25 protein-coding genes are annotated in these 25484 nt (G+C 61.6%); 12 read left to right on the top strand and 13 right to left on the bottom strand.

Annotated elements, in window-relative coordinates; genetic code table 11:
- Window positions 1–21 precede the first annotated feature (21 nt).
- Window positions 22–681, bottom strand: coding sequence for a glutathione S-transferase family protein (locus AACY31_RS08310; RefSeq protein WP_339479581.1), 660 nt, complete (start codon window positions 679–681; stop codon window positions 22–24).
- Window positions 682–805: 124 nt separating this feature from the next.
- On the opposite strand from AACY31_RS08310, the gene AACY31_RS08305 reads away from it, so the two are divergent.
- The 3 genes from AACY31_RS08305 to AACY31_RS08295 all read left to right on the top strand — a co-directional run bounded on the left by AACY31_RS08305 (window position 806) and on the right by AACY31_RS08295 (window position 4614).
- Window positions 806–1090: a hypothetical protein gene (locus tag AACY31_RS08305; protein ID WP_323154101.1), complete on the top strand. Its 285-nt coding sequence runs from the start codon at window positions 806–808 to the stop codon at window positions 1088–1090.
- Between the two features lie 267 nt (window positions 1091–1357).
- The gene (locus AACY31_RS08300; RefSeq protein WP_003206789.1) at window positions 1358–1603 is read left to right on the top strand and encodes a TIGR02647 family protein; all 246 of its coding nucleotides are present in this window, start codon (window positions 1358–1360) and stop codon (window positions 1601–1603) included.
- Window positions 1604–1770: 167 nt separating this feature from the next.
- Entirely contained in the window at window positions 1771–4614 is a 2844-nt protein-coding gene (locus tag AACY31_RS08295) for a class I adenylate cyclase (RefSeq protein ID WP_339479585.1), read from the top strand.
- Window positions 4615–4626: 12 nt separating this feature from the next.
- On the opposite strand, the gene rnk is transcribed toward AACY31_RS08295, so the two are convergent.
- The 3 genes from rnk to cyaY all read right to left on the bottom strand — a co-directional run bounded on the left by rnk (window position 4627) and on the right by cyaY (window position 5845).
- Window positions 4627–5037, bottom strand: coding sequence for a nucleoside diphosphate kinase regulator (gene rnk / locus AACY31_RS08290; RefSeq protein ID WP_339479586.1), 411 nt, complete (start codon window positions 5035–5037; stop codon window positions 4627–4629).
- Between the two features lie 255 nt (window positions 5038–5292).
- Window positions 5293–5508 carry a DUF1289 domain-containing protein gene (locus AACY31_RS08285; protein ID WP_339479587.1) on the bottom strand — a complete coding sequence of 72 codons (216 nt, stop codon included), beginning with the start codon at window positions 5506–5508 and terminating at the stop codon, window positions 5293–5295.
- A 4-nt stretch (window positions 5509–5512) separates the two neighbouring features.
- Window positions 5513–5845, bottom strand: a complete 333-nt coding sequence (gene cyaY, locus AACY31_RS08280; RefSeq protein ID WP_339479588.1) for an iron donor protein CyaY — start codon at window positions 5843–5845, stop codon at window positions 5513–5515.
- A gap of 185 nt (window positions 5846–6030) precedes the next feature.
- On the opposite strand from cyaY, the gene lptM reads away from it, so the two are divergent.
- Genes lptM through AACY31_RS08250 form a run of 6 tightly spaced genes read left to right on the top strand, consistent with a single transcriptional unit; the run spans window position 6031 to window position 10635 of the window.
- Window positions 6031–6204 (top strand): LPS translocon maturation chaperone LptM, encoded by a 174-nt coding sequence (gene lptM / locus AACY31_RS08275; protein ID WP_339479589.1) that lies wholly within the window; start codon window positions 6031–6033, stop codon window positions 6202–6204.
- Window positions 6205–6213: 9 nt separating this feature from the next.
- Window positions 6214–7461, top strand: a complete 1248-nt coding sequence (gene lysA, locus AACY31_RS08270) for a diaminopimelate decarboxylase (RefSeq protein ID WP_339479590.1) — start codon at window positions 6214–6216, stop codon at window positions 7459–7461.
- A 4-nt stretch (window positions 7462–7465) separates the two neighbouring features.
- Window positions 7466–8296, top strand: coding sequence for a diaminopimelate epimerase (gene dapF / locus AACY31_RS08265; RefSeq protein WP_339479591.1), 831 nt, complete (start codon window positions 7466–7468; stop codon window positions 8294–8296).
- Window positions 8297–8309: 13 nt separating this feature from the next.
- A complete protein-coding gene (locus AACY31_RS08260) occupies window positions 8310–9032 on the top strand; it encodes a DUF484 family protein (RefSeq protein WP_339479593.1) in 723 nt (240 codons plus the stop codon).
- A gap of 2 nt (window positions 9033–9034) precedes the next feature.
- On the top strand, window positions 9035–9934 hold the full coding sequence (gene xerC, locus AACY31_RS08255; protein ID WP_339479595.1) for a tyrosine recombinase XerC: 900 nt from the start codon (window positions 9035–9037) through the stop codon (window positions 9932–9934).
- On the top strand, window positions 9931–10635 hold the full coding sequence (locus tag AACY31_RS08250) for an HAD family hydrolase (protein ID WP_339479597.1): 705 nt from the start codon (window positions 9931–9933) through the stop codon (window positions 10633–10635). The genes xerC and AACY31_RS08250 overlap by 4 nt, the downstream gene beginning before the upstream one ends.
- Before the next feature lie 162 nt (window positions 10636–10797).
- Here AACY31_RS08250 and sutA read toward each other — a convergent pair whose 3' ends face one another.
- From sutA to glnK, 4 genes are all read right to left on the bottom strand, one after another.
- Window positions 10798–11121 carry a transcriptional regulator SutA gene (sutA, locus tag AACY31_RS08245; RefSeq protein WP_339504316.1) on the bottom strand — a complete coding sequence of 108 codons (324 nt, stop codon included), beginning with the start codon at window positions 11119–11121 and terminating at the stop codon, window positions 10798–10800.
- Window positions 11122–11223: 102 nt separating this feature from the next.
- Window positions 11224–11649 carry a secondary thiamine-phosphate synthase enzyme YjbQ gene (locus AACY31_RS08240; RefSeq protein ID WP_339504315.1) on the bottom strand — a complete coding sequence of 142 codons (426 nt, stop codon included), beginning with the start codon at window positions 11647–11649 and terminating at the stop codon, window positions 11224–11226.
- A gap of 211 nt (window positions 11650–11860) precedes the next feature.
- Window positions 11861–13195: an ammonium transporter gene (locus AACY31_RS08235; RefSeq protein WP_339479601.1), complete on the bottom strand. Its 1335-nt coding sequence runs from the start codon at window positions 13193–13195 to the stop codon at window positions 11861–11863.
- 33 nt (window positions 13196–13228) lie between these two features.
- A complete protein-coding gene (glnK, locus tag AACY31_RS08230) occupies window positions 13229–13567 on the bottom strand; it encodes a P-II family nitrogen regulator (RefSeq protein WP_002555808.1) in 339 nt (112 codons plus the stop codon).
- A gap of 415 nt (window positions 13568–13982) precedes the next feature.
- Here glnK and AACY31_RS08225 point away from each other — a divergent pair, with 415 nt between their 5' ends.
- Window positions 13983–14243 carry an accessory factor UbiK family protein gene (locus AACY31_RS08225; protein WP_339479604.1) on the top strand — a complete coding sequence of 87 codons (261 nt, stop codon included), beginning with the start codon at window positions 13983–13985 and terminating at the stop codon, window positions 14241–14243.
- Between the two features lie 63 nt (window positions 14244–14306).
- Here AACY31_RS08225 and AACY31_RS08220 read toward each other — a convergent pair whose 3' ends face one another.
- Window positions 14307–15584, bottom strand: coding sequence for a sensor histidine kinase (locus AACY31_RS08220; protein ID WP_339479605.1), 1278 nt, complete (start codon window positions 15582–15584; stop codon window positions 14307–14309).
- Window positions 15585–15851: 267 nt separating this feature from the next.
- Between AACY31_RS08220 and AACY31_RS08215 the strand changes: the two genes are divergently transcribed.
- Window positions 15852–17345, top strand: a complete 1494-nt coding sequence (locus AACY31_RS08215) for a YifB family Mg chelatase-like AAA ATPase (RefSeq protein WP_339491583.1) — start codon at window positions 15852–15854, stop codon at window positions 17343–17345.
- A 6-nt stretch (window positions 17346–17351) separates the two neighbouring features.
- Here AACY31_RS08215 and AACY31_RS08210 read toward each other — a convergent pair whose 3' ends face one another.
- The 3 genes from AACY31_RS08210 to AACY31_RS08200 all read right to left on the bottom strand — a co-directional run bounded on the left by AACY31_RS08210 (window position 17352) and on the right by AACY31_RS08200 (window position 21889).
- Window positions 17352–18566 carry an aldose 1-epimerase family protein gene (locus AACY31_RS08210; RefSeq protein WP_339479609.1) on the bottom strand — a complete coding sequence of 405 codons (1215 nt, stop codon included), beginning with the start codon at window positions 18564–18566 and terminating at the stop codon, window positions 17352–17354.
- A gap of 242 nt (window positions 18567–18808) precedes the next feature.
- Entirely contained in the window at window positions 18809–20785 is a 1977-nt protein-coding gene (locus AACY31_RS08205) for a methyl-accepting chemotaxis protein (protein ID WP_339504314.1), read from the bottom strand.
- Window positions 20786–20968: 183 nt separating this feature from the next.
- Entirely contained in the window at window positions 20969–21889 is a 921-nt protein-coding gene (locus AACY31_RS08200; protein ID WP_339479612.1) for a LysR substrate-binding domain-containing protein, read from the bottom strand.
- Between the two features lie 158 nt (window positions 21890–22047).
- Between AACY31_RS08200 and AACY31_RS08195 the strand changes: the two genes are divergently transcribed.
- Entirely contained in the window at window positions 22048–23442 is a 1395-nt protein-coding gene (locus tag AACY31_RS08195; protein WP_339504348.1) for a NorM family multidrug efflux MATE transporter, read from the top strand.
- Window positions 23443–23547: 105 nt separating this feature from the next.
- Here AACY31_RS08195 and AACY31_RS08190 read toward each other — a convergent pair whose 3' ends face one another.
- On the bottom strand, window positions 23548–25218 hold the full coding sequence (locus AACY31_RS08190; protein ID WP_339479614.1) for a putative bifunctional diguanylate cyclase/phosphodiesterase: 1671 nt from the start codon (window positions 25216–25218) through the stop codon (window positions 23548–23550).
- Window positions 25219–25484 lie beyond the last annotated feature (266 nt).

The raw sequence follows: 25484 nt of genomic DNA, 5'->3' as shown, positions 1-25484 counted from the left end.
TCCTTCAAGGCGCCAGAAAATTCACTTCTTGGCAGCGATCATCGCCAAAAACGCTGGCATCGCCGCCTCTCTATCCACCGCAATCCGCTGCACATGCGGATTCTGCTCCAAGCGCTCCATCAGCGCTTTGGCCGCCGGCAGGTCTGCCAGCAGGTCGATATCGAACAACTTCCTGCCCACTTGGCAGGCCGGCGAGACGCTGTAGAAGAAATACAGATCAGCAATGGTCAGACTCTCGCCCGCCACGAAGGGCGCAAATTTGCTGTGCCGGCCGAGCGAGGCGAACCCCTGCTGCAACTCATCTTTGCTCTTTTCCTTGATGGCATCAGGCACCGACATGCCAAAAAATGCCTCGGCAAAGCAAGCCCTTGCCGGCAGTTCGATGTACAACTCAATCTCCCTGCACAAGGCCATTACCTGGGCCCGATCGAACGGATCACTGGGCAGCAGGGCTTTGCCTGGTTGGGTTTGCTCGATGTACTCGAGGATCACGCTGGTTTCGTTGACGAACCCCTGCTCGGTTTTCAACACCGGCACCTTCCCGCGAGGACTGACGGCCCACGCCTCGGGGGTCTGATTGGGGTAGAACGGCACTTCTTCGAAGGGCAGGCCCTTCTCCAACAGCGCCAGTTTGACCATGTTGTAATAGTTACTGACGGGGAAACCATAAAGCTCGAGCATTACAAAGCCTCCAGGCCGTGGGGGGTTGGCAGCCTTGCTTTATAGACCGTCAGGGCATTTCTTGCCAGGCGCATCACGTCGCTGAATGCAGGTAAACTGACAGCCTTTCTCCCAGGAGCCTGCCATGAGCGAGCCAACCGACATCGACAACGACGAAGAAGAATTCGTCGAGAACACGCTGATCCAGGCCATCGAAAACCAGATCGAAAGTGACAATCCGCCCGCAGCCAAGGCCACTTTCAATAAGTTGACCCTGGTGGGTTATGAGCGCGAAGAGATTCTCAACCTGATGGCCCATGTGCTAGCGGTGGAAATCGACGCGATCCTCGAAGAAGATCGCCCGTTCAACACCGAGTGGTACGAAGCCGCCTTGCGCGCCTTGCCTGAGTTGCCGCCGGAAAAGAACTGAACCGCTCTTGCTCCCGCCCGGCTGCGCCCTGTAGGAGCTGCCGAAGGCTGCGATCTTTTGATCTTGATCTTGATCTTTCGCTCTCGACTCAATTGTCTGGGACAAGATCGCAGCCTCGTTGCACTCGTCAGCTCCTACGCTGCTTCTGCGGGGCCACAGAAAATCGCTTTAAACAAAAAAAGCATGACAGTGAGACTGGACAGCTCGACCGAGTGCGCTCACCTTAGTGACGCTGTCGACCAAATTCCTAGAAAGTCTGGAGTCCTTATGTCGCTTACCCCTGAGCTGGTTGCCGAACTGGAAATCCTCGCACTCTTCAACCTGGACAGTTCCCAGGAAGGCCTGAAAATCCATCAGACCGCTGCCCCTAAAGCGATTGCCGCTGCCCAACGCCTGTTCGAAAAAGAACTGATCACCCAGCCCGACGGTGGTTACCTGACAAGCCTGGGGCGAGATGCTGCCCAAAACGTACAAACCGTCCTGACGATACTCAGCGTGCAAGAAGCCGCCTGATCCCCCTGTCGCCCACGGAAATCTTCTTTACGGGATTTCCGCAGGCGTATGGGTGCCCTGCGTAAAAAACCGGCATCCGAATCCTGCTTTCAGCTTAAGTATTCCCAAGATCGGGCGCTAACCTGCCATCACCCCACGTTCGACGCTGCGAGCCGGTTTGAGCTGACATGACCCGCAATCACGAAATACGCCCCGATCTGGACGAGGGAATCGACCGCAAGGTCTTGAGCCAGTTGCGCGCACGTTTTCTCAAGCTCAACACCGTGCGAATGGAGCGCGCCCTCGAAGGCCTGTCACCGCGCCAGCAAGGTGTGCTGACGTTGTTGCCGCTGTTTTTCCACGTCAACCATCCGCTGCTGCCCGGCTACGTTTCCGGCAGCACGCCTGCCGGGCTGTCGAACTACGAGCCTGACGCCAATATCCTTGCCGAAGCCCAACGACTGACCCGTTCGTTTTCCTACAAACCCCGGCACGGCAGCAATCCACCACGACCGATCCTTGGTCTGTTCCTGATGGGCAGCCTCGGCACCCTGGCCCAGGCCGACCAGAGCGATATGGACGTTTGGGTGTGCCACGGGCCGGACCTGAGCGACGATGAACTGGCCGAGCTCCGCAAAAAGTGCCAGTTGCTGGAGATCTGGGCCGCGACCCAGGGCGCCGAAGCCCACTTCTTCCTGATCGACCCGGCACGTTTCGTACGGGGAGACCGGGACAACCAGCTCAGTTCCGACGACTGCGGTACGACCCAGCATTACCTGTTGCTGGACGAGTTCTACCGCACCGCGATCTGGCTGGCCGGACGCACGCCGATCTGGTGGCTGGTGCCGGTCTATGAAGAAGAGAACTATGAGCAGTACACCCATACGCTGATCTCCAAGCGCTTCATTCGCGCCGATGAAACCCTGAACCTGGGGCACCTGGCTTATATTCCGCCGGGCGAATTCGTCGGTGCCGGGCTCTGGCAGCTGTTCAAAGGTATCGAGTCACCCTACAAGTCCGTGCTCAAGCTGCTGCTGACCGAGGTCTATGCCAGCGAACACCCGAATGTCCGCTGCCTGAGCCTGCGCTTCAAACAGGCCGTGTTTGCCAATCGCTTGGACCTCGAAGAGCTGGACCCATACATGCTGGTCTACCGCCGCATCGAGGAATACCTCAATGCCCGCGGCGAATCCGAACGCCTGGAGTTAATCCGCCGCGCGCTATACCTGAAGGTCAATCGCAAGCTCACCGGCCAGGCGCGTAGCAGCGGCTGGCAACGGGTACTGCTCGAGCGACTGGCCCAGGAATGGGGCTGGGACCCGCGTCAACTGGTGTTGCTGGACAGCCGTAGCCAATGGAAAGTCCGCCAGGTCAGCCACGAGCGGCGGGCCCTGGTCAACGAACTCACCCATAGCTACCGCTTCCTGACTCAGTTCGCCCGCACCGAGAAAACCGTCAGCTTGATCAACAAGCGCGATCTCAACGTGCTTGGCCGGCGGTTGTACGCAGCCTTCGAGCGCAAGGCTGACAAGGTCGAGTTCATCAACCCTGGCATTGCGCCGGACCTGGCCGAAGACACCTTGACGCTGGTCCAGTCACCCAACAAGAAAGAACCGGGGCAGCACCAGTGGGGGCTGTACAACGGTAGCCTCAAAGCCCTGGAGTGGGAGAACTTCGCGCCGGTCAAGCGCTGCCGCGAGTTGCTGGAACTGCTGACCTGGTGCCATCGCAACGGCGTGATCGACAGTAGCACGCGCCTGGCACTGCACCCAGGTAGCAGCGATCTGAGCGAGTTCGAACTGTTCAACCTGCTGGGCAGCCTGCAACAGTCCATCGCCCTGCCCTTGACCACGGTGGATGAAGCACAGTTGCTGCGCGCCAGCGTGCCCAGCGAAGTACTGATCCTGGTGAACGTCGGCGTCGACCCGCTCAAGCACCACCGCGACCTGAATATCCTGATGACCACCGAGCGCACCGACTCCCTGAGCTATGCCGGGGTCCGGGAGAACCTGGTGCTGACCCTCGACCAGGTCACGCTCAACAGTTGGAATGAGGTGCTGGTCAACCGTTTTGACGGCGAACACGCCCTGCTCGACTGTCTGCGCGATTACCTCAACGACTTGCCAGTCACCCAGCGCCAGCCGCGCTTGCAGGTGCGCTGCTTCTGCCACAACCGCGCCCAATTCATTGCGCGGCGCGTCGAAGAAGTCATCGAAACGGCGCAGACCCTGCTGCTGAGCAGGCTCAACCACCGCTACCTGCTTCAGGTCCAGCAGCACTATCACGTTCTGGAGCTGGTGCCCGGCCAGGTCAACCACGTGGCGCTGGGCAGCCTGTCGGCGCTGATGGATTACCTGGGCGAGGAACTGAAGGCCTACAGCCCCTTGCACCTGGACCCAATGGCCCTGGAGGAGCAAGACCTGGCGCTGATCCTGCCCATGGGCCAGCCCGAGTGCATCCAGGTGTTCTATCGCGTCGACGAAGACGAGGCCGATCTGTACGTGCTCGATGAGTTCAACGCACTGTGGCAACAACATGTGCCTTATCACGACGAACAAAGCTTGCTGGTGCCGCTGCAACGCTTTTTGCAATCGGTGCTGTACCGTCGCGACGCCCTGCTGCCGCTGGACGCCGCCCAGCCGCTGCCCCTGGAAACCCTGTACTACCAGTTATTGCCCTCAGGCAGCGGCCGAGCGCGACGGATCGAAGCACGGCAAGCCCCGCAGACGCTGGTCAACAAGCCGTTCTATGACGTGCAGGCGATCATCGGCAAAGCGGCACACGGGCAGGTGCACGTTACCCTGTACTGCGATCAGCAGGAGTTTTCCGAACTGGAACATGGCGACCAACTGTTCCGCGTGGTCGCCAGGGAAATCGTCGAACAGCGCCGCGGAGCCCAGCGCTATCGCTGCTACATCACCGACCTGGACCTCTCGGGCCTGGTGGGCGACGGCGCCTGTTCAAGCAATTTGTACCTGCGCTACAAGGCCGACCTGGAACGCGCCCTGAACGAGGCACTGGCCCTGGCCTGAAGCCCCAGACACTCAGAGGTGGAAATCACCGCCCGCTTCAGGCTGGTATTCGACAGCCAGCAACGTCAGCTTCAGCGTCTTGCCACCCGGGGCCGGCCAGTCGATGTGCTGGCCAACCTTCAGACCCAGCAACGCACTGCCCACTGGGGCCAGGATCGAGATCCGGCCTTCGTCGGCATTTGCGTCCTGTGGATAAACCAGCGTCAGGTGATAGTCCTTGCCGCTGCTTTCTTCGCGACAGTGCACGCGCGAGTTCATGGTCACGACATCGGCAGGCACTTCTTCGTGGCCCACCACGTTCTCGGCGCGATCCAGTTCGGTTTGCAGCGCAATCACGCCCGGCAGCGTTTCATCAATGCTGTCGATCAAGCGCTCCAGACGCTGTACGTCCAGACGGGTAAGGGTGATGGAAGGTGCGGTCATGATCCTGGCAGACTCCTTTCTTCTGCACAAAAAAGCAAAACCCCGCCACAAAAAGGCGGGGTTTTCACGGGCCTCGATGGATTGAGGCGTAACCAGACACTATCAGTAGGAGCTGACGAGTGCAACGAGGCTGCGATCTTGCCCCGGGCTGTAGGAGCTGACGAGCGCAGCGAGGCTGCGATCTTGACTCGGGCAATTGGGTCTTAAGCGAAAGCCCCAAGATCAAGATCAAAAGATCGCAGCCTTTGGCAGCGCCTACAGGGATCTGCGCTTTAGCGCCTGGGCGCAGATGACCCGCCGACGCTCGTCGTCGGCCGAGCGCCATTCGCGGATATCTTCCACGTGGCGCAAACATCCGAGGCAGACCTTCTGTTCATCCAGCTTGCACACGCCGGTACACGGCGACGGCACGGCCGGGCTGACGTTGCTGTAGAGCGGCTTGGGTGGCCGTTGCGCGGCGGTCTGGCTCACGCCGTCACAGGCCTTCGAAATCGAGTTCCACGCCAGCCTGCTGCTTGACGATGCGCTCGAGCATTTCGCCCAGTTGCTCTTCGCTCTTGTCGCACATCCAACGTTCGCTTTCTACGTCGTAGTCGAAGTGAAAGCCACCGGAGACCGCCGCCAGCCACAATTGCCGCAACGGCTCCTGGCGACTGAAAATCAACTGGCTGGCATTTTCGAACTTGACGGTGAGTACACCGGCGGAGATTTCCAGGTCAATGTCCAGGCCACTGTCATCGAACACATCCTCCAGCGTTTGCTGGGTCGCATCGACCAGATCGTGGAAACGGGCTTCAGTCAAACTCATTGCGGCAACCTCGAAAATGTCTACTCATGCTCAAGCGCCGCAAGATACGGACGCTTCCCGGCGATTGCAAAGGATATACCCAGTGACGACCACCAGCGCCGCCGGACGGGCGCCCCGTTGCATAGGCAAGCTGACGGGTGGCCGGTATACTCCGGCGCAATTAAAGCATTTTCAAGGATTTCGCCATGAAGCGCCTGATCTCTTCCCTTGCTGCGCTCGTCGCGGTTGCCTGCCTCGTGACAGCCTGTGGTCAAAAAGGTCCGCTGTACCTGCCTGATGACAGCAAGTCCCCTGAAGAACAGGCCAAGTCGTCGCAAGCCAAATCCCACTCGCACGACACCCCCACCACCACTTACTAAGGGAACGCCATGGACGCTTTTAACTACCGTGGCGGGGAGCTGTTCGCGGAAGGGGTTGCCCTGTCCGCGATCGCCGAACGTTTCGGCACGCCGACCTACGTCTATTCCCGCGCCCACATCGAAGCCCAGTACCGGACGTTCGCCGATGCCCTCGAAGGCATGCCGCACCTGGTGTGTTTCGCCGTCAAGGCCAACTCCAACCTGGGCGTACTCAACGTCCTGGCGCGCCTGGGCGCCGGTTTCGACATCGTCTCCGGTGGCGAGCTCGAACGTGTGCTGGCCGCTGGCGGCAGCGCCGACAAGATCGTCTTCTCCGGCGTCGGCAAGACCCGTGAAGACATGCGCCGCGCACTGGAAGTTGGCGTGCACTGCTTCAACATCGAATCCACCGACGAGCTGGAACGCCTGCAAATCGTCGCCGCCGAGCTCGGTGTCCGCGCGCCGATCTCCCTGCGCGTGAACCCGGACGTCGATGCTGGCACCCACCCGTACATTTCCACCGGCCTGAAGGAAAACAAGTTCGGCATCGCCATTGCCGACGCCGAAGACGTGTACGTGCGCGCCGCCCAGTTACCGAACCTGGAAGTGCTGGGCGTCGATTGCCACATCGGCTCGCAACTGACCACCCTGGAACCGTTCATCGATGCCCTCGACCGCCTGCTGGCACTGGTCGATCGCCTCGGCGATTGCGGCATCTACCTGCACCACATCGACCTCGGTGGCGGTGTCGGCGTGCGCTATCGCGATGAAGAGCCGCCACTGGTGGCCGACTACATCAAGGCCGTGCGCGAGCGCCTCGACGGCCGTGACCTGGCACTGATGTTCGAACCGGGCCGCTACATCGTCGCCAACGCCGGCGTGCTGCTGACCCAGGTCGAGTACCTCAAGCACACCGAGCACAAGGATTTCGCCATCGTCGACGCGGCGATGAACGACCTGATCCGCCCGGCGCTGTACCAGGCGTGGATGGACGTTACCGCCGTACGCCCTCGCGACACTGCGGCCCGCGACTACGACATCGTCGGGCCGATCTGCGAAACCGGTGACTTCCTGGCCAAGGGTCGGGAGCTGGCGCTGGCAGAAGGCGATCTGCTGGCCGTGCATTCGGCCGGTGCCTACGGATTTGTCATGAGTTCCAACTACAACACCCGCGGCCGTTGCGCCGAGGTGCTGGTGGATGGTGATCAGGCATTCGAAGTGCGTCGCCGCGAGACGGTAGCCGAGTTGTTTGCCGGCGAAAGCCTGCTGCCGGAGTAAAACCATGCTGCTGCGTTTTACCAAGATGCACGGCCTGGGCAATGATTTCATGGTCCTCGACCTGGTCAGCCAGCACGCGCACATCCTGCCCAAGCATGCCAAGCAATGGGGGGATCGGCACACCGGTATCGGTTTTGACCAATTGCTGATCGTCGAGGCGCCCAACAATCCGGACGTGGATTTCCGTTATCGGATCTTCAACGCCGACGGTTCGGAAGTTGAGCAATGCGGAAATGGCGCGCGCTGCTTCGCCCGCTTCGTGCTGGACAAGCGCCTGACCGCCAAGCGGCAGATTCGCGTCGAGACCAAGAGCGGCATTATCGAGCTGGATGTGCGCAGCGACGGCCAGATCGGTGTCAATATGGGCGCTCCGCGCCTGGTACCGGCGGACATTCCGTTCGAAGCGCCGGCCCAGGCCCTGAGCTATCCGTTGGAAGTCGATGGCAATACGGTAGAACTGGCAGCGGTGTCCATGGGCAACCCCCATGCCGTGCTGCGGGTCACCGACGTCAACAGCGCGCCGGTGCATGAATTGGGGCCGAAAATCGAACACCATCCGCGCTTCCCGGCACGGGTGAACGTCGGTTTTCTGCAAGTCATCGACCGCCACCGCGCACAATTGCGCGTCTGGGAACGCGGCGCTGGGGAAACCCAGGCCTGCGGTACCGGCGCCTGTGCGGCTGCAGTCGCTGCGATCAGCCAGGGGTGGATGGATTCGCCGTTGTTGATCGACCTGCCCGGCGGGCGTCTGTCCATCGAATGGGCAGGCCCTGGCCAACCGGTGATGATGACCGGCCCGGCAGTGCGCGTATACGAAGGACAAGTTCGTCTTTGAGTGAGCCAAACCCATGACCGACCAGCCACAGGTTCCAGCCCCACAGCCCGACGAATCCTCCAGCCTGCCAGAAGCCGCAGCCGTGGCGGCTTATCTGGAGGCGCATCCGGACTTTTTCGTCGAGCATGAAGAACTGCTTGCGACGATGCGCATCCCCCACCGGCGTGGCGATACCGTGTCGCTGGTGGAACACCAGATGAAAATCCTGCGCGAGCGCAACATCGAAATGCGCCATCGTCTTTCGCACCTGATGGACGTGGCCCGGGACAACGACCGACTGTTCGACAAGACCCGTCGGCTGATCCTCGCCCTGATGGACGCCAGCACCCTCGAAGACCTGGTCATGAGCGTCGAAGACAGCCTGCGTCAGGATTTCCAGGTGCCCTTTGTCAGCCTGATCCTGTTCGGTGACAACGCCATGCCGGTGGGTCGCTGGGTGACCCACGCCGAAGCGCAGACGGCCATCGGCGGCCTGCTCACGGAAGACAAAAGCGTCAGCGGCAGCCTGCGCGAGCATGAGCTGGACTTCCTGTTCGGCGAAGAACAGCGCAAGCAGATCGGCTCCACCGCCGTCGTTGCCATCGCCCACCAGGGCGTGCACGGCGTGCTGGCCATCGCCAGCCGCGATCCGCAGCACTACAAGAGCTCGGTGGGCACGCTGTTTTTGAGCTACATCGCCGAAGTCACCGGTCGGGTGTTGCCACGGGTCGCCGGTTCGCTGCGCTCGGTACGCTGAGGATGGAACGACAACTGGACGCCTACTGCGAACACCTGCGCAGTGAGCGCCAGGTGTCGCCCCACACGTTATCGGCCTATCGCCGCGACCTGGCAAAAGTACTGGGCTGGTGCCAAAAGCAGGGCATCGGCAGTTGGTCGACCTTGGACATCCAGCGCTTGCGCAGCCTGATCGCCCGCCTGCATCAACAGGGGCAATCCTCCCGCAGTCTGGCGCGCCTGTTGTCGGCAGTACGCGGCCTGTATCACTACCTCAATCGCGAAGGCCTGTGCGATCACGACCCGGCCGCCGGCCTGGCACCGCCCAAGGGCGAACGCCGATTACCGAAAACCCTCGACACCGACCGCGCCCTGCAACTGCTCGAAGGCGCCGTCGAGGATGACTTCCTGGCCCGGCGCGACCAGGCGATTCTTGAGCTGTTCTATTCTTCCGGCCTGCGCCTTTCAGAGCTGACGGGGCTTAACCTGGATCAACTGGACCTGGCCGATGGCATGGTCCAGGTGCTCGGCAAGGGCAGCAAGACACGCCTGCTGCCCGTCGGCCGCAAGGCCCGTGAAGCCCTGGAACAATGGCTGGCGCTGCGGGCGCTGACCAACCCCGCCGACGACGCGGTCTTCGTCAGCCAACAGGGGCGGCGCCTCGGCCCGCGAGCGATTCAATTGCGGGTCAAGGCTGCCGGCGAACGAGAGCTGGGACAGAACCTGCACCCGCACATGCTCCGGCACTCCTTCGCCAGCCATCTGCTGGAGTCCTCTCAGGACCTGCGCGCCGTTCAAGAGCTGCTGGGGCACTCGGACATCAAGACCACCCAGATCTACACCCACCTGGATTTCCAGCACCTGGCGACGGTCTATGACAGTGCCCACCCCAGGGCCAAACGCATCAAGGGCGACGAAGCATGACCATCGAGCTGATCACTTTCGACCTGGACGACACCCTGTGGGACACCGCCCCGGTGATCGCCAGCGCCGAAGCCATACTCCGCCAATGGCTGACCGACAACGCACCGAACCTGGGCGGCCTGCCGGTGGAGCACCTTTTTTCGATTCGCGAACAAGTGCTGCGCGAGGAGCCTGGGCTGAAGCACCGCATCAGCGCGCTGCGCCGGCGCGTGTTGTTCCGTGCCTTGCAGGAAGCCGGCTACGACCAGTGGCAAGCCTCTGAGCTGGCGGACCAAGCCTTCGAGACGTTCCTGCACGCCCGCCATCAACTGGAGATTTTTCCCGAGGTGCAGCCCACCCTGGAGATCCTGGCCAATCATTTCGCCCTCGGAGTGGTCACCAATGGCAACGCCGATGTGCGGCGCCTGGGATTGGCGGACTATTTCAAGTTCGCCTTGTGCGCTGAAGACATCGGCATCGCCAAGCCTGACGCCCGACTGTTCCACGAAGCCCTGCAACGCGGCGGCACCACGGCGAAAACCGCCGTGCACATTGGCGATCATCCAGGCGACGACATCGCCGGCGCCCAACAGGCCGGCCTGCGCGCGGTGTGGTTCAACCCGGCAGGCAAACCCTGGAATGCCGACCACGCGCCGGATGCAGAAATCCGCAGCCTGACCGAACTGCCCGGCTTATTGGCAGGGTGGCATCGCCAGCGCTGATCCCCTGCCCAGCAGCCACTACAGCCCTGGATCTGCTGTGTCGCGTGGTTCAGCGCCAGGCACAAAACCCTTTGGGAGCGGGCCCCGACCAGGGGATGGAATCGCCCCCATGAAAAAGCCCGCAGCGACGGCGGGCTTTTTCAGCAAGCAAGAAGCAGAAACTCAGATAGGGCGGCTGCCGTACTTGTTATCCGGCTTCTTGGGCGGATCCGCAACCACGTTGGCCTCCACTTCCTGCACCTTACCGCCCCTGGCCAGGAATTCCTCCATGGCCTTGGCAAGCGCATCACGCTCCTTGTTCTTGGCCTCTACGCTCGGCAACTCGTCGACCGACACGGCCGCCTTGGCCTTGCCTTTGGCGGCAGGTGCCGGAACATCGGCACCATCGTCGTCGGCAACGTCTTCCGCCGCCGCATCAAGGCCTTCCTCGGTCTCGTCTTCGTCACCTACTTCGAGGTCGTCGTTTTCCAGATCATCGTCGCTCATGTTCTACCTCATGACTTGCGAAAAGCAGATTAGTTATAGCCCAGCTTCGCCATCTGTTCGAAGGCTGCCAGAAAAAATTCAACATCCGCCGGCAATCAGCGGTTATGCCCCTTCACCGTACAAGGTGGCGAGGACTTTACGAGCACCGCCATGGTCGCGATGCTCGCCCAGATAAACACCTTGCCAGGTACCCAATGCCAGCCGTCCTGCCGTGACCGGCAGGCTGATCTGACAGCCGAGCACACTGGTCTTGAAGTGCGCCGGAAGGTCGTCCAGGCCTTCGTCGTTGTGCTCATAGTCGGCGGCTCCTTGTGGGATCAGCCGATTGAAAAATCGTTCGAAGTCTCGACGTACCGCCGGATCGGCGTTCTCGTTGATGGTCAACGAAGCCGAGGTATGCTGCAGCCACAGATGCAACAGACCGACACGACACGCCTGGAGTTCAGGCAGGCCGGCAAGCAACTCGTCCGTCACCAGATGAAAGCCCCGAGGCCTTGCCCGCAGGGTTATCAGCGTCTGTTGCCACATACAGATCTCCGCACGTTCGGCGCGCATTCTAGCGCGCTCTGGGAAAAAACAAAGGGCCTAATATTCTTGCTTCGGTGTAAGCCTTTGGCGGTATAAAAACCCATGTCGCATCCACAACAAAAGGCGTCGGAAAACCGCTGCACCTTGTGAGCAATGACAAATTCCAGACAAAAAAATGCCCGGCGAACCGGGCATTTTTTATCGCGTGCGCTTACAGGTTGTAGCCACGTTCGTTGTGCTGGGCCAGGTCCAGGCCCACGGCTTCTTCTTCCTCGGAGACACGCAGCCCCATGACGGCGTCCAGGACCTTGAGGATGACGAAGGTGACGATCGCGGTATAGACCACCGTGAAAGCCACACCCTTGAATTGAATCCACACTTGCGCGCCGATATCGGTCACGGTACCGAAGCCCCCCAGGGCTGGTGCTGCAAACACCCCGGTCAGGATCGCGCCGAGGATACCGCCGATGCCGTGCACGCCAAAGGCGTCCAAGGAGTCGTCATAGCCGAGTTTGCGCTTGAGGGTAGTGGCGCAGAAGAAGCACACCACGCCCGCTGCTAGGCCGATGACCAGGGCGCCCATCGGGCCCACGGTGCCAGCAGCCGGGGTGATAGCAACCAGACCCGCCACCACGCCCGAGGCGATGCCCAGTGCGCTTGGCTTGCCATGGGTGATCCACTCGGCAAACATCCAGCCCAGCGCCGCCGCAGCGGTCGCGATCTGGGTCACCAGCATCGCCATGCCGGCGGTGCCGTTGGCGGCGACAGCAGAGCCGGCGTTGAAGCCGAACCAGCCGACCCACAGCATGGCCGCGCCCATCAGGGTGTAACCCAGGTTATGCGGCGCCATCGGCGTGGTCGGGAAGCCTTTGCGCTTGCCCAGTACCAGGCACGCCACCAGGCCTGCGATACCGGCGTTGATGTGCACTACGGTGCCGCCGGCGAAGTCCAGCACGCCCCAGTCCCACAGCAGGCCGCCATCACCGGACCAGACCATGTGGGCAATCGGTGCGTACACCAGGGTGAACCACACGCCCATGAAGATCAGCATGGCGGAAAATTTCATCCGCTCGGCAAAGGCACCGACGATCAGGGCCGGGGTAATGATCGCGAAGGTCATCTGGAAGGTGATGAACACCGCTTCAGGGAACAGCGCCGCCGGGCCGGTCAGGCTGTCCGGCGTAACGCCCGCCAGGAACGCCTTGCCCAGGCCACCGACAAAAGAGTTGAAGTTGACGACGCCCTGCTCCATGCCCGTGGTGTCGAACGCGATGCTGTAGCCATAAATGACCCACAGAACGCTGATCAGACCGGTAATGGCGAAGCATTGCATCATCACGGAAAGAAGGTTTTTCGACCGAACCATGCCGCCGTAGAACAGCGCCAGGCCAGGAATAGTCATGAACAGTACAAGAATCGTGGCCGTGAGCATCCAGGCGGTATCGCCGGAGTTCAGGACTGGGGCTGCCGCTTCTTCTGCCATGGCCAAGCCAGGCATTGCGAAGGACAACAGGGCTCCTAGCCCTGCGAATTTACGCAGAGTCATATTGTTTTCTCCTGGGGCGTTGGGTTTGGCGGCTTAGATGGCGTCGGTATCGGTTTCGCCGGTACGGATGCGGATAGCCTGTTCCAGATTGACCACAAAGATCTTCCCGTCACCGATCTTGCCGGTGTTGGCGGCCTTGGTGATTGCCTCGATCACCCGATCAAGATCCTTGTCGTCAATGGCGACATCGATCTTCACCTTGGGCAGGAAATCGACCACGTATTCCGCGCCGCGATACAGCTCGGTGTGACCTTTCTGCCGACCGAAGCCTTTGACCTCAGTAACGGTAATGCCCTGCACGCCGATCTCGGACAACGACTCGCGCACGTCGTCCAACTTGAACGGCTTGATGATGGCAGTGACTAGCTTCATGAAACTTTCTCCCGAATTGGTGGACTTGCCCCAGGAAAACAAACCCGACTCAAGTCTAAGCGCAGTGCCTGGCTTTGTAACGCGTCGTCGGCCCAAGTTGCCCGACAGGTGCCAGTTAACCGATCCTGACGAAACTCCCCGTTCCGCCTGCTGCACTGCATTCGTCACAGCGACTGCATCAGTGCATGGGTCATCAGCCTCTAAGCAGAAACCTTGCCATCTGCACCCAAACCCTCTGATATCAGTCTCTTGGCCACCTGCTCAACGTGCATTGCGCCATGAACCGCTGCGATACGCACAACAACAGTGCAGCGGCGCCCGCCCCCATGCGCGAAAAGCGTGCATCCCTTGCTTGCGAATTGACTATAGACACTGCGTGATACACTGCCCGCCATTGTTTTCAGGACACCTGCACATGCTCGCGCCCAAAGATCTCCTCGACGCCCTGAGCGGCCACGCCTCCCGCATCTTGAGTGGCGACACGCCGCTGCCCAAAAGCGAAATCGAAAACCAGTTCAAGGCCCTGCTGCAAAGCGGCTTCAGCAAACTGGACCTGGTCAGCCGGGAAGAATTCGACAGCCAGATGGTAGTGCTGGCCCGGACCCGGGCACGACTCGAAAGCCTGGAGGCCAAGGTTGCGGAGTTGGAAGCGCGACTGGCTCCGCCCCAGGAATAGCCTCAACCTGGCAGCCTGAGCCCCACGTCATGGGGCTCACGCGATAAAGCCAAGGCAGGCCGCTCAACCATCCGCCACCCGCCGAGAGGGGTCCGGGGTCAGTACGAGCGGCAGCTCCAGGATAAACAGCGCGCCCCTGCCCGGCCCGGCGCTCTGCACGGTCAGATCGCCGCCCATCTCGTGCGCAGCCAGAATGCAACTGTGCAGGCCAAAACCATGGCCTTCGGGGCGCGTGGTGAAGCCATGCTCGAACACCCGCGCAAGATTGTCCTGCGATATCCCCTCGCCATTGTCCTCGACCTCAACCCGCACGCGCCTGTCATTAACGGCCTTCAGGCGCAGAATGATCTGCGGCGGTCGGTTCGCACCCGCGTCCAGCGCCTGCTTGGCGTTGTTGATCAGATTGACCAGGATCTGTAGCACTCGGTGCTTGTCCAGCGGCATTTGCGGGATATCGCTGAACGCCTTGATCAGCGTGATGTGGTGACGGGCCAGGGACACATCGCAAATGCGCACGACATCCTCGAGCAGCTCTCGCAACGAGCCCAGCTCCAACACGCTGGCGTTGCCGGCATAGGATTGCTGGGTGGCGACGATTTCCTTGATGTGGTCGATTCTGCGGGTCAACTGCGCCAACTCGGCGATCATGCCCTGCTGCTCGACGGCCAACGCGTCGGCCAGCTTGTCGAGATAGTCGGGTAGCGCGCGACCTTTCGGGTCGCTGCTGATGAAGTCACCGAGGTCATCGGGATGCTCCTTCATCAACTGGGCGACCTTGGCCACCGCTGGCCCCTTGGAGGTGTGCACCTTCTCGTACAGGACCTGGGCTGACACATTGACGCTGTTGAGCACATTGCCCACGTTGTGCAGCACATTGGTGGCAATCTCCGCCATGCCGGCGCGGCGCGCGGTGGTGACCAGTTCGGCTTGCGCCTCGCGCAACTCGTCGTTGACCTTGGCCAACTGTTGCGGGCTGGGAATTCTCAGGGCCGTCGGCACCAACCGGACCAGCAGGATGGCGGTAATCACCGAGGCAATCGCAGTGATCACCTTGACCAGCGCCATCAGCCAGTAATAAGGCTGCCAGATGGTCAGGATTTCCATCACATGGCTGGTCCCGCAGGCCAGGATAAACACACCAAAAGCCGCCAGCATCCAGTCAAACGGCACGTCCTTGCGCTTGTGGATAAAGTACAGGAGCGTGAAGGGGATGGTGACATAGGACAGGGCGATCAAGCTGTCGGCGATCACGTTGGTCCACAGCAGATCCGGGCGCCACATGTAGCAATGTCCATGGGGCATGAAGCGCTTGTCGGTTAACAGAGCCAGCAGATCGTTCATGGCCACTTCCTCGTTGTGCCGTTGATACCGCCAAGTGCCGACTGGGCAAATCGCAGTCTAGCAGAGGGTCCTTCCCGGGCATTTTGGGTGGTCAGGTGAGGCGGCGATATCCGCTACCGCATCGCGCTTGGCCCCCCTCGGCTGCCACCCATTGTCGAAACATCCTGCCAAAAACTTCTCCCTTCAATTGCCGCGCCCAAGTTCATCCCCACGACTAACCTTCCAGAGCCGCAGGATGCGGCGCCCTATTCACTCAAGGAATGATTCATGTCGCTTGCCATCGTCCACAGCCGCGCCCAAGTAGGGGTCGAGGCTCCTGCCGTTACCGTTGAAGTCCACCTGGCCAATGGCTTGCCGTCGCTGACGATGGTTGGTCTGCCGGAGGCGGCGGTGAAGGAAAGCAAGGATCGAGTGCGCAGCGCGATCATCAATTCGGGGCTGAACTTCCCGGCTCGGCGCATCACCCTAAACCTGGCGCCAGCGGACCTGCCAAAGGACGGCGGACGCTTCGACCTGGCCATCGCCTTGGGGATCCTGTCGGCCAGCGTGCAGGTGCCAACCCTGACCCTGGACAACGTGGAATGCCTCGGTGAACTGGCATTGTCCGGCGCGGTACGACCGGTGCGCGGGGTATTGCCCGCGGCGCTGGCGGCGCGCAAGGCCGGGCGCATGCTGGTGGTGCCGCGGGCCAATGCCGAGGAGGCCTGCCTGGCCTCGGGGCTGAAGGTGATTGCCGTGGACCACCTGCTCGAAGCGGTGGCGCACTTCAATGGGCACACGCCGGTCGAGCCTTTCGTTTCCAATGGGCTGCTTTCGGCCAGCAAGCCCTATCCCGACTTGAACGAAGTACAAGGCCAGGCCGGGGCCAAGCGGGCCTTGCTGATTGCCGCCGCGGGGGCTCATAACCTGTTGTTCAGTGGCCCACCGGGCACCGGCAAGACACTGCTGGCGAGCCGCCTGCCGGGGCTGTTGCCACCCCTGGCCGAGAGTGAGGCCCTGGAGGTCGCGGCCATTCAGTCGGTGGCCAGTTGCGTGCCGTTGAGCCATTGGCCGCAGCGTCCGTTTCGCCAGCCGCACCACTCGGCGTCCGGCCCGGCGCTGGTGGGTGGCGGGTCAAAACCGCAACCGGGGGAGATCACCCTCGCCCACCATGGCGTGCTGTTTCTGGATGAACTGCCGGAATTCGACCGTAGGGTACTGGAGGTCTTGAGAGAGCCGCTGGAGTCTGGGCACATCGTGGTTTCTCGCGCCCGTGACCGGGTGCGTTTTCCGGCTCGTTTCCAGTTAGTGGCAGCGATGAATCCCTGCCCCTGTGGATATCTTGGCGAACCCAGCGGCCGTTGCTGCTGTACACCGGACATGGTGCAGCGCTACCGCAACAAACTCTCCGGCCCGCTGCTGGACCGCATCGATCTGCACCTGACCGTCGCCCGGGAAGCCACGGCGTTGAACCCCAAGCGCGAAACCGGGGACGATACCGCCACGGTCGCCGAGCAGGTGGCCGAGGCCCGGGAGCGCCAGCACAAGCGCCAGGGCTGCGCCAACGCCTTCCTCGATCTGCCGGGGTTGCGTCAGCATTGCAAGTTATCCACAACCGATGAATCCTGGCTGGAAACCGCCTGCGAACGGCTGACCCTGTCGTTGCGCGCCGCCCACCGCTTGCTCAAGGTCGCCCGGACACTGGCAGACCTGGAGCAAGCGGGGTGCATCCGCCGCGAGCATCTGGCCGAAGCATTGCAGTATCGGCCGACTAGCCCCTGAACCGCCTTATGGTTTGCTCAGGTCCACCAACGGTGTTTCCCGGACTTCGGTTTTCTGACCGTTCTGAATGGCGTCGATGCGCTTGAGCGCCTTATCCACAGCGCCCTTGTCCGCCAACAGGCTGTAGTGGATCTGGAACTGCTTGTGCTCTTTCGGCGCAATGGTGGGGACCAGTCCCAGGGGGCGCTGATACCGGCGGTTATAGGAAAAACTGGTGCCTGGCTCCAACCCGGTCACGTAGCCCTGGCCTTGGGTGTCGGTGTTTTTCCACAGGGAGAACACCGGAAGCGTGCTGGTGTTGAAGCCCACCGACACACCGAGGCTACCGGCCTTGTTGTGCAGCACGGTGAGGGTGTCGCCCTTGGCGTCAGCGTATGGCACGACGTTATAGACGGTTTCGTCGTAATCCTTGGTGGGGCCCCGGTAGGTTTGCCAATCGGACAAATCACCCTTGGCCTTGTCGTTGAACGGCGAGATCTGCTTGACCGGTGCCGCGAAACGAGCGCCCTGCTCCAGGAACGGTGTACTGAAGTTGCTGTGGTAGAGCGCTTGGTATTCCTTCGGATAATCGCCGTTGTTGGTCAGCGTATCGCTGAGCGCGAACGTTACGCTGCCGGGCTCGGTGACCAGTTCGGTCTGCACCGAGAAATCGACCTTCTTGAACGCCTGCTCCTTCAACTCGCCCCGCAGGGTGATGGCGTAGGGTGGTTTTTCATCGATGTGCAAAGTGACTTTGTTGGCAGGAATGTTGGCAGCGCGACCATGCAGGGTCAGCAGCTCGCCATTGTCCATGCCGGGATGGCCGACCCATTCGTAGCCGCAGCGGGTGACCAGCTCGTTGAAGCCTTCGAGCCAACCCAAGCCGCCTCGGCCGTTGAGCTCGATGAACGCCGGGTTGACCACTTCCTTGACCGGAGAATCCCAACCCATGCGCACATCACCGACTGACGCCTGCAGCACATTCATGCCACGGGTCGGGACGACCGAAAGCTTCAGGGTGCCGTTGTCGATGTCGACCACACTGACGCCTTCCTGCCGACCGCCGTGCAGGGTGCGCATCGTCACGGAAAAGGGCTTGTCGGTCTTCACGCCGAGTTGCTGGCTGGTGATTTGCCAGGGTTGGGCGGCTTTGTCCGTATCCAGCAGGACGTAATCCCAAGCCATCGCCTGGGAGGCAGCGCCCAAGGCGCCAAGGGTGATGAGGAGTTTGAGCGGAGTCATGGTCACGACCTTTATTGGAGTTGTGCGGTTTTTATAGACTTGAAGAAACGTTTCAGCAAGCTTAAAAACAGCAAATTCCCTAAAAAGGGAGTGACTCCAGAGTGGCAGCTTCTATGGGAGCGGGCTTGCTCGCGAAAGCGGTGGGTCAGTGGGCAGAGACGTGGCTGGAAAGCAGCCTTCGCGAGCAAGCCCACCACCCTAATCTCGGGGGGGGGAGCTTGCACGCGCAGGTCACAGAAGCCTCAGCGGAACCGATCAACCTCTTGGCGCAGGTCCTGGGCCAGTTTTTCCAGTTCCTTGGCGGTGAGTGCCAGGTTCGAGACTACTTGGCGCTGTTCGCTGTTGGCCATGGCGATGCTTTGCAGGTTGCTGCTGAGCAGGGTCGCGGTGCTGCTTTGTTCCTGGGTGGCGGTGGTGATCGCCGCAAACTGCTGGCCCGCCGAGCGGCTTTGCTCGTCGATGCGCGCCAGGGCCGTGGCCACGTTGGCGTTGCGCGACAGGCCTTCCTGCATTAACAGGTTGCCCTGCTCCATCGTGCTGACGGCATTGCCGGTTTCCTGCTGGATGCTGTTGATCATGCTGGAAATTTCGTCAGTGGCCTGGCGGGTGCGGGAAGCCAGACTGCGGACTTCATCGGCCACCACGGCGAAACCACGGCCCTGCTCGCCTGCGCGGGCAGCTTCGATGGCGGCGTTCAAGGCTAGCAGGTTGGTCTGCTCGGCGATCGAGGTAATGACCCCCACGATGCCGCCGATCTCCTGGGAACGCTGACCCAAGGTATTGATGACCGTGGCGGTGCTGTTCAGCGCGCCGGCAATTTGCTCCAGGGACGACGATGCTTCGTCCATCGAGGTCCGGCCAATGCGGGTTTGCTGGGCGTTTTCCTGGGCCAGGCGTTCGGTGTTGCCCATGTTGTCGGCAATGTTCAACGAGGTTGCGCTGAACTCCTCCACTGCGCCGGCCATGCTGGTGATTTCGCCGGATTGCTGCTCCATGCCTTCATACGCCCCGCCGGACAACCCGGACAGCGCCTGGGCACGGCTGTTGACCTCCTGGGAGGCCTTGCGGATGTGCTCGACCATGGTCGACAAGGCCTGGCTCATCTGGTTGAAAGCACGGGCCAACTGACCGATCTCATCATGGCTCGACACATTCAGGCGCACGCTCAGGTCGCCGGCGCCCAAGGCTTCGGCCTGGCGTACCAGGTCCCCAAGCGGCGCCAGTTTGCTGCGCAGCAACCACATTGCCGAGCCGACCGCCAACAACATCGCCAGCAGGCTGCCAATGGCCAATTGCGTACCGACGCTCCAGGTCACGGCGCGAATCTCGGTTTTCGGCATGCTCGCCACCACCGCCCACGGCCCATCTTCGAACGGTACGGCAACGCTGTAGAAATCTTCGGCGGTATCGCTCCAGAAGGCGCCCTTGCCCGGTTTCTTGACCAGGCCAACGATGGTCGCGCTCGCCTGGTCCAGTGCCTGCACGCCGGCCGGCGGCACCAGCCACTTGTTTTGTTCGTCCAGCAGGGCCAACGAACCGGTCTGGCCAATGCGGAAGCGCTTGAGGTTCTCGAACTGCGCGTTCTGCGCATCGGTGTAGTCGAAGCCTACGTACAGCACGGCAATGATCTTGCCGCTGCTGTCGCGTACGGGCGTGTACTGCGACATGTAGAAGCGTCCGAAAAGCAAGGCTCGGCCAATGTAGCTCTGCCCGCTGATCACCGGACCGTAGGCAGGCCCGGCGCGGTCGAGCACGGTACCAATGGCCCGCGTACCGTCCTGCTTGGCCAATGACGTGCTGACGCGGATAAAGTCGTCGCCGTTACGCACGAAGACCGTCGCCACCCCGGCGGTCATGTGCTTGAACTCATCAACTTCCTTGAAGTTGTTGTTCAACACTTCACTGCCCAGGCTCAAGCCTGGGGTTTGTACACCCGCCACCGTCACGGGCTGGTCTGGATGCACGTTCAGGCCAGCGCTGAAGCGCTGTTCGAACAGTCCGGCCAACCGCTGGGTGCTCTCACGCAGGGTGCTGTGGAAGGTATTGAGCTGATCGGCCATCAGGCGCGCTTCGCTGGCCAGGTGCTCTTCGCGGGTGATGAGGTTGGCAGCGTCCAGCGAACGTAGGGCGAAGACGGTACTGCCGGAGATCACGACCGCCAATATCACAGCGAGGGCAAGGCCTAGTTGTGAGGCGATCCGGGCACGGGGTTGAGACATGACGGCTCCTGGCCGAGAGACTGGATCATCCTGATCACGCTCGCACACTCGGCATCTTATTCGGTGAGGTAAGTTAGCCTTTCTGAACGAAGGTTCCATCTTCACGGCTTCGGCGGCAAAGCCAAATACTTGAGCGGCCTGGAAGGATTAATGTTAATTAGCCATCATTCCAACTGCAACGTTTCAGCCCAGACGCTGCACGTCGGGTAATTGCATGGCCTTCACCTCACCTTGGAGGAAGTCGCTGAGCCGGCGCAAACGTTCACCTCCCGGCCGGGTTTTCGGCCAGACCAGGTAATAGTGTTCACCGCTGGCGACAGCCGTCGGCCATGGTAGGCTCAGGCGTCCCTGGGCGACATCCTCGGCCACCATCAACAGGTCGCCCATGGAGATCCCATAGCCACGTGCCGCCGCGATCATGCCCAGCTCCAGGGTATCGAACACCTGCCCTCCCTTGAGCGAGACCTTGTCGGACAGCCCCATGCGTTGCAGCCAATTACGCCAGTCCCGGCGATCGGGCGTGGGGTGCAGCAGTTCGGTGCTGGCCAACCGCGCCACATCCCAAGGCTGATCATTCAACAGATTCGGCGCGCCCACCGGAATCAACTCCTCGGAAAACAGCAAACTGGCTTCCCAGTCCGCCGGAAAATGCCCGCTGCCCAGCAATACGGCGCAATCGAAAGGCTCGACGTTGAAGTCCACCGAGTCGATGTCCATCCAGGCACTGGTCAGTTGCACCTCGTTGCCGGGCTGCAAATGCCGGAAGCGACTCAAGCGCGCCAACAACCAGCGCATGGTCAGCGTGGAAGGCGCTTTCATGCGCAGAATGCCATCCTCGCCACACAAGGTGTGGCAGGCCCGCTCCAGCGCCATGAAGCCCTCACGTACGCCCGGCAACAGCAAGCGCGCCGCCTCGGTCAATTGCAGGTTGCGGCCGCTGCGCAGGAACAGCCGACAGGCAAAGTGATCTTCCAGCGTGCGAATGTGCCGGCTGACGGCGCTCTGGGTGATCGACAGCTCTTCAGCGGCCCGGGTGAACGAGCTGTAGCGCGCCGCGGCTTCGAATGCCCGCAGCGCATAAAGAGGAGGAAGACGACGGGGCATCGCAAAAGCTCCATGGCGTTATTTGCAAACCCTACCAGAAACACGTTCAGCATGAGTTTTAATCATGCCAGCGATCTTTTTTATCCCTTTGTGCAATCCGCCGAGAGCGCCGAGAATCGCTGCTTTACTGCCTTGTTTGAACATGGAGCGTGATGATCATGCGGCATCCGGTGCGTACCGAACTCTGGGCCATCCTGCGGCTGGCGGGGCCGTTGATTGCCTCGCAGTTGGCGCACATGCTGATGGTGCTCACCGACACCCTCATGATGGCGCGCCTGAGCCCCGAAGCCCTGGCCGGCGGCGGGCTCGGGGCGGCCACCTACTCGTTCGTGTCGATCTTCTGCATCGGCGTGATCGCCGCAGTCGGCACCCTGGTCGCGATCCGCCAGGGCGCAGGCGATGTCGAAGGCGCCACCCGGTTGACCCAAGCCGGGTTATGGCTGGCTTGGTTGATGGCGTTGATGGCCGGGTTGCTGCTGTGGAACCTCAAGCCGGTGCTGCTGATGTTTGGCCAGACCGAAACCAACGTGCTGTCCGCCGGACAGTTCCTGCTGGCGCTGCCATTCGCCCTGCCCGGCTACTTGAGCTTCATGGCCCTGCGCGGTTTCACCAGCGCCATCGGCCGGGCCACACCGGTCATGGTGATCAGTCTCGGCGGCACGGTGGCCAACTTCCTGCTCAACTACGCGCTCATCACCGGTATGTTCGGCCTGCCGAAACTCGGCTTGATGGGGATCGGCCTGGTCACGGCCATCGTCGCCAACTGCATGGCCCTGGCGCTGGCCTGGCATATTCATCGGCACCCGGCCTACCGCGCCTATCCATTGCTCGACGGCCTGTCGCGGCCCAATCGCCAATACCTCAAGGAACTGTGGCGCCTGGGCCTGCCGATTGGCGGCACCTACGCGGTGGAGGTCGGGCTGTTTACGTTCGCCGCGCTGTGCATCGGCACCATGGGCAGCACGCCGTTGGCTGCCCACCAGATCGCGCTGCAAATCGTCTCGGTGGCGTTCATGGTGCCGGCCGGTATGTCCTACGCCATCACCATGCGCATCGGCCAGCACTATGGTGCCGGGCAACTGCTGATGGCGCGCCTGGCCGGTCGGGTTGGAATTGGCTTTGGCGCGGCCGTCATGCTGACGTTCGCCATGGTGTTCTGGTTGCTGCCCGATCAATTGATCGGCTTGTTCCTGGACCACGACGACCCGGCGTTTCGCGAGGTCATCAACCTGGCCGTCAGCCTGCTCGCGGTGGCGGCGTGGTTCGAACTGTTCGATGGCACGCAAACCATCGCCATGGGCTGCATTCGCGGCCTCAAGGACGCCAAGACCACCTTTCTGGTCGGCCTGGGTTGCTATTGGCTGGTCGGCGCGCCGGCGGCGTGGTGGATGGCCTTCCATCTGAACTGGGGGCCGACCGGCGTCTGGTGGGGCCTCGCCCTGGGGCTGGCCTGCGCGGCCGTGAGCCTGACGCTGGCGTTTGAATGGAAGATGACGCGGATGATTCGCAGTGAACCTGGGCTGAAGCGTTTGGAAAGCATCCAAGCCGACTGAGCTTCCCTATGTGTGGGGCTTGCTCGCGAAGGCGGTGTATCAGCCAGAAATATATCGACTGACCCACCGCCTTCGCGAGCAAGCCCGCTCCCACAGGGTTTTGAGTCAGCTGATTTCCAGCATCGACTGCTGATCACCCTCGAACGTCAAGTACTCAACCAACTCCGGCAACGGCAACGGCTTGCTGATCAGGAAACCCTGCACCTGGTCGCAACCGAAACCGCGTAGCAGGTCCAGTTGCTCCCGGGTTTCCACACCTTCGGCCACCACTTCCAGATTGAGGTTGTGCGCCAGGTTGATCATGGCGTGCACCAGTTTTCGGTTCTCTTCGCGCCGTTCCATGCCGCCGACGAAGCTCTTGTCGATCTTGAGCAAGGCGATCGGCAGGCTATTGAGGTGCACGAACGAAGAGAACCCGGTGCCGAAGTCGTCCAGGGAGAAGCGCACCCCCAGGCGACCCAGGGCATCCATGGTCTGCTTGACCATTTCGCTACGGCGCATGACGGCGGTTTCGGTGAGTTCAAACTCCAGCCATTGCGCCTCGACACCCCGCTCGGCAATCAGCCGGCTCAAGGTCGGCAATAACTGGCTGTCCTGGAACTGTCGGAACGACAGGTTGACCGCCATGTGCAACGGCGCCAGCCCCCGCTCGCGCAGGGCCTGCATGTCCCGCAGTGCCCGGGAAATCACCCAGTAGCCCAGCGGCACGATCAGGCCGCTCTGTTCGGCCAGCGGCACGAACTCACTCGGCGGCAGTAAGCCACGTTCGCCGTGACGCCAGCGTACCAGCGCTTCGAGGCCAACAATGTGGCCGCCATCGAGGTTCAGCCGTGGCTGGTAATGCAGCTCCAGCTCGTCGCGGCGCAATGCCCGGCGCAGTTCGCTTTCCAGGTCGGCGAGGCTGCGGGCGTTGCGATTGATGCGCTCGTTGAAGATATGAAAGGTACAACCCTGGGTACTCTTGGCCTGCTGCATGGCGATGTGGGCGTGCCACATCAGCGGATCGGCGCCGGCCTGGGCGCGAGCGTGGGCAACGCCCAGGCTGCAGCCAATCAGCAGGCTTTCACCGTCCACCCAATAGGGTTCGGCCAAGGCTTCGGTAATACGCTCGGCCATCCACTCGGCCCGCTGTGGCGCGCGGCGGGTGTCGATCAGCAGGGCGAATTCATCGCTGCCCAACCGCGCCAATTGATCGCCGGCCTCGAGCGAGCTTTTGAGCCGTGACACCACTTGCAGGATCAAGCGGTCACCGGCCTGGTGGCCGAGGGCGTCGTTGGCGTGACGGAAGTTGTCCAGGTCCAGGTGACCGAGCGCCAGGCCACGGCCGTCGTTTTCCGCCAGGCGCGCCGCCAACAGCGTCTGGAAACCCTGGCGATTGGCGATGCCCGTCAATGGGTCCTGTTCGGCGAGGCGCTGCAAGGTGTTTTCCAGCACGCCGCGTTCGCGCACATGGCGCAGGCAACGACGCAGGGTCGCACTGTCGAGGACATCACGCACCAACCAGTCGCTCACGCCGTCGGGGGCAACCGCCGGCTCGTGCTCAAGCAACAGGATCGTCGGCAGGCTGCAACGGCCCGGTGCCGGCTGCAACGCCGCAATGGTCAGTAACACCGCGTTGCGATTATCTTCGAACAGGCTGCTGACTGACTCCCAGCTCGGGGCGCTGATCAACACGACCGAGGGCCCCAAGGGCGCCAGGCACTCGCGCAATATTGCTGACCACGCAGGCTCTTGGGCCAATAACAGCAAACGCAAGGGTTCGACAGGCGTTGACAAGCTGACTCCCTAGACTCTGCAAGGTGGTGGCGCCGGGCATTATGACGTGCCAATGAGCAATGACCAATGCCAATGGTTCTCAAACACGCGGTTTCAGTGGTTTTTTTCCACTCCAAATCCCGCGCAGGACGCAATCGGCCCCACATCCTGCGTGAAAGTAACGGAAGCGGCAAATGACAATGCACTGTGCGTCACAAGTCGGACAGAGCAGCACAATTCTCAGAGCCTGTTAAAATGCCGGCCCATTTCGCAAACGACTCCCTGAC

Source organism: Pseudomonas sp. RL_105y_Pfl2_101 (assembly GCF_963970585.1).
Taxonomy (GTDB): Bacteria; Pseudomonadota; Gammaproteobacteria; order Pseudomonadales; family Pseudomonadaceae; genus Aquipseudomonas.
The sequence above is the reverse complement of the archived record's forward strand: the minus strand, read 5'-3'. Positions and strand labels throughout refer to the sequence as shown.

Bases quoted from the DNA above. Each gene is read 5' to 3' on its own strand.
- AACY31_RS08310 (WP_339479581.1), bottom strand. From the start codon at position 681: ATGCTCGAGCTTTATGGTTTCCCCGTCAGTAACTATTACAACATGGTC.
- AACY31_RS08305 (WP_323154101.1), top strand. From the start codon at position 806: ATGAGCGAGCCAACCGACATCGACAACGACGAAGAAGAATTCGTCGAG.
- AACY31_RS08300 (WP_003206789.1), top strand. From the start codon at position 1,358: ATGTCGCTTACCCCTGAGCTGGTTGCCGAACTGGAAATCCTCGCACTC.
- AACY31_RS08295 (WP_339479585.1), top strand. From the start codon at position 1,771: ATGACCCGCAATCACGAAATACGCCCCGATCTGGACGAGGGAATCGAC.
- rnk (WP_339479586.1), bottom strand. From the start codon at position 5,037: ATGACCGCACCTTCCATCACCCTTACCCGTCTGGACGTACAGCGTCTG.
- cyaY (WP_339479588.1), bottom strand. From the start codon at position 5,845: ATGAGTTTGACTGAAGCCCGTTTCCACGATCTGGTCGATGCGACCCAG.
- lptM (WP_339479589.1), top strand. From the start codon at position 6,031: ATGAAGCGCCTGATCTCTTCCCTTGCTGCGCTCGTCGCGGTTGCCTGC.
- lysA (WP_339479590.1), top strand. From the start codon at position 6,214: ATGGACGCTTTTAACTACCGTGGCGGGGAGCTGTTCGCGGAAGGGGTT.
- dapF (WP_339479591.1), top strand. From the start codon at position 7,466: ATGCTGCTGCGTTTTACCAAGATGCACGGCCTGGGCAATGATTTCATG.
- AACY31_RS08260 (WP_339479593.1), top strand. From the start codon at position 8,310: ATGACCGACCAGCCACAGGTTCCAGCCCCACAGCCCGACGAATCCTCC.
- xerC (WP_339479595.1), top strand. From the start codon at position 9,035: ATGGAACGACAACTGGACGCCTACTGCGAACACCTGCGCAGTGAGCGC.
- AACY31_RS08250 (WP_339479597.1), top strand. From the start codon at position 9,931: ATGACCATCGAGCTGATCACTTTCGACCTGGACGACACCCTGTGGGAC.
- sutA (WP_339504316.1), bottom strand. From the start codon at position 11,121: ATGAGCGACGATGATCTGGAAAACGACGACCTCGAAGTAGGTGACGAA.
- AACY31_RS08240 (WP_339504315.1), bottom strand. From the start codon at position 11,649: ATGTGGCAACAGACGCTGATAACCCTGCGGGCAAGGCCTCGGGGCTTT.
- AACY31_RS08235 (WP_339479601.1), bottom strand. From the start codon at position 13,195: ATGACTCTGCGTAAATTCGCAGGGCTAGGAGCCCTGTTGTCCTTCGCA.
- glnK (WP_002555808.1), bottom strand. From the start codon at position 13,567: ATGAAGCTAGTCACTGCCATCATCAAGCCGTTCAAGTTGGACGACGTG.
- AACY31_RS08225 (WP_339479604.1), top strand. From the start codon at position 13,983: ATGCTCGCGCCCAAAGATCTCCTCGACGCCCTGAGCGGCCACGCCTCC.
- AACY31_RS08220 (WP_339479605.1), bottom strand. From the start codon at position 15,584: ATGAACGATCTGCTGGCTCTGTTAACCGACAAGCGCTTCATGCCCCAT.
- AACY31_RS08215 (WP_339491583.1), top strand. From the start codon at position 15,852: ATGTCGCTTGCCATCGTCCACAGCCGCGCCCAAGTAGGGGTCGAGGCT.
- AACY31_RS08210 (WP_339479609.1), bottom strand. From the start codon at position 18,566: ATGACTCCGCTCAAACTCCTCATCACCCTTGGCGCCTTGGGCGCTGCC.
- AACY31_RS08205 (WP_339504314.1), bottom strand. From the start codon at position 20,785: ATGTCTCAACCCCGTGCCCGGATCGCCTCACAACTAGGCCTTGCCCTC.
- AACY31_RS08200 (WP_339479612.1), bottom strand. From the start codon at position 21,889: ATGCCCCGTCGTCTTCCTCCTCTTTATGCGCTGCGGGCATTCGAAGCC.
- AACY31_RS08195 (WP_339504348.1), top strand. From the start codon at position 22,048: ATGCGGCATCCGGTGCGTACCGAACTCTGGGCCATCCTGCGGCTGGCG.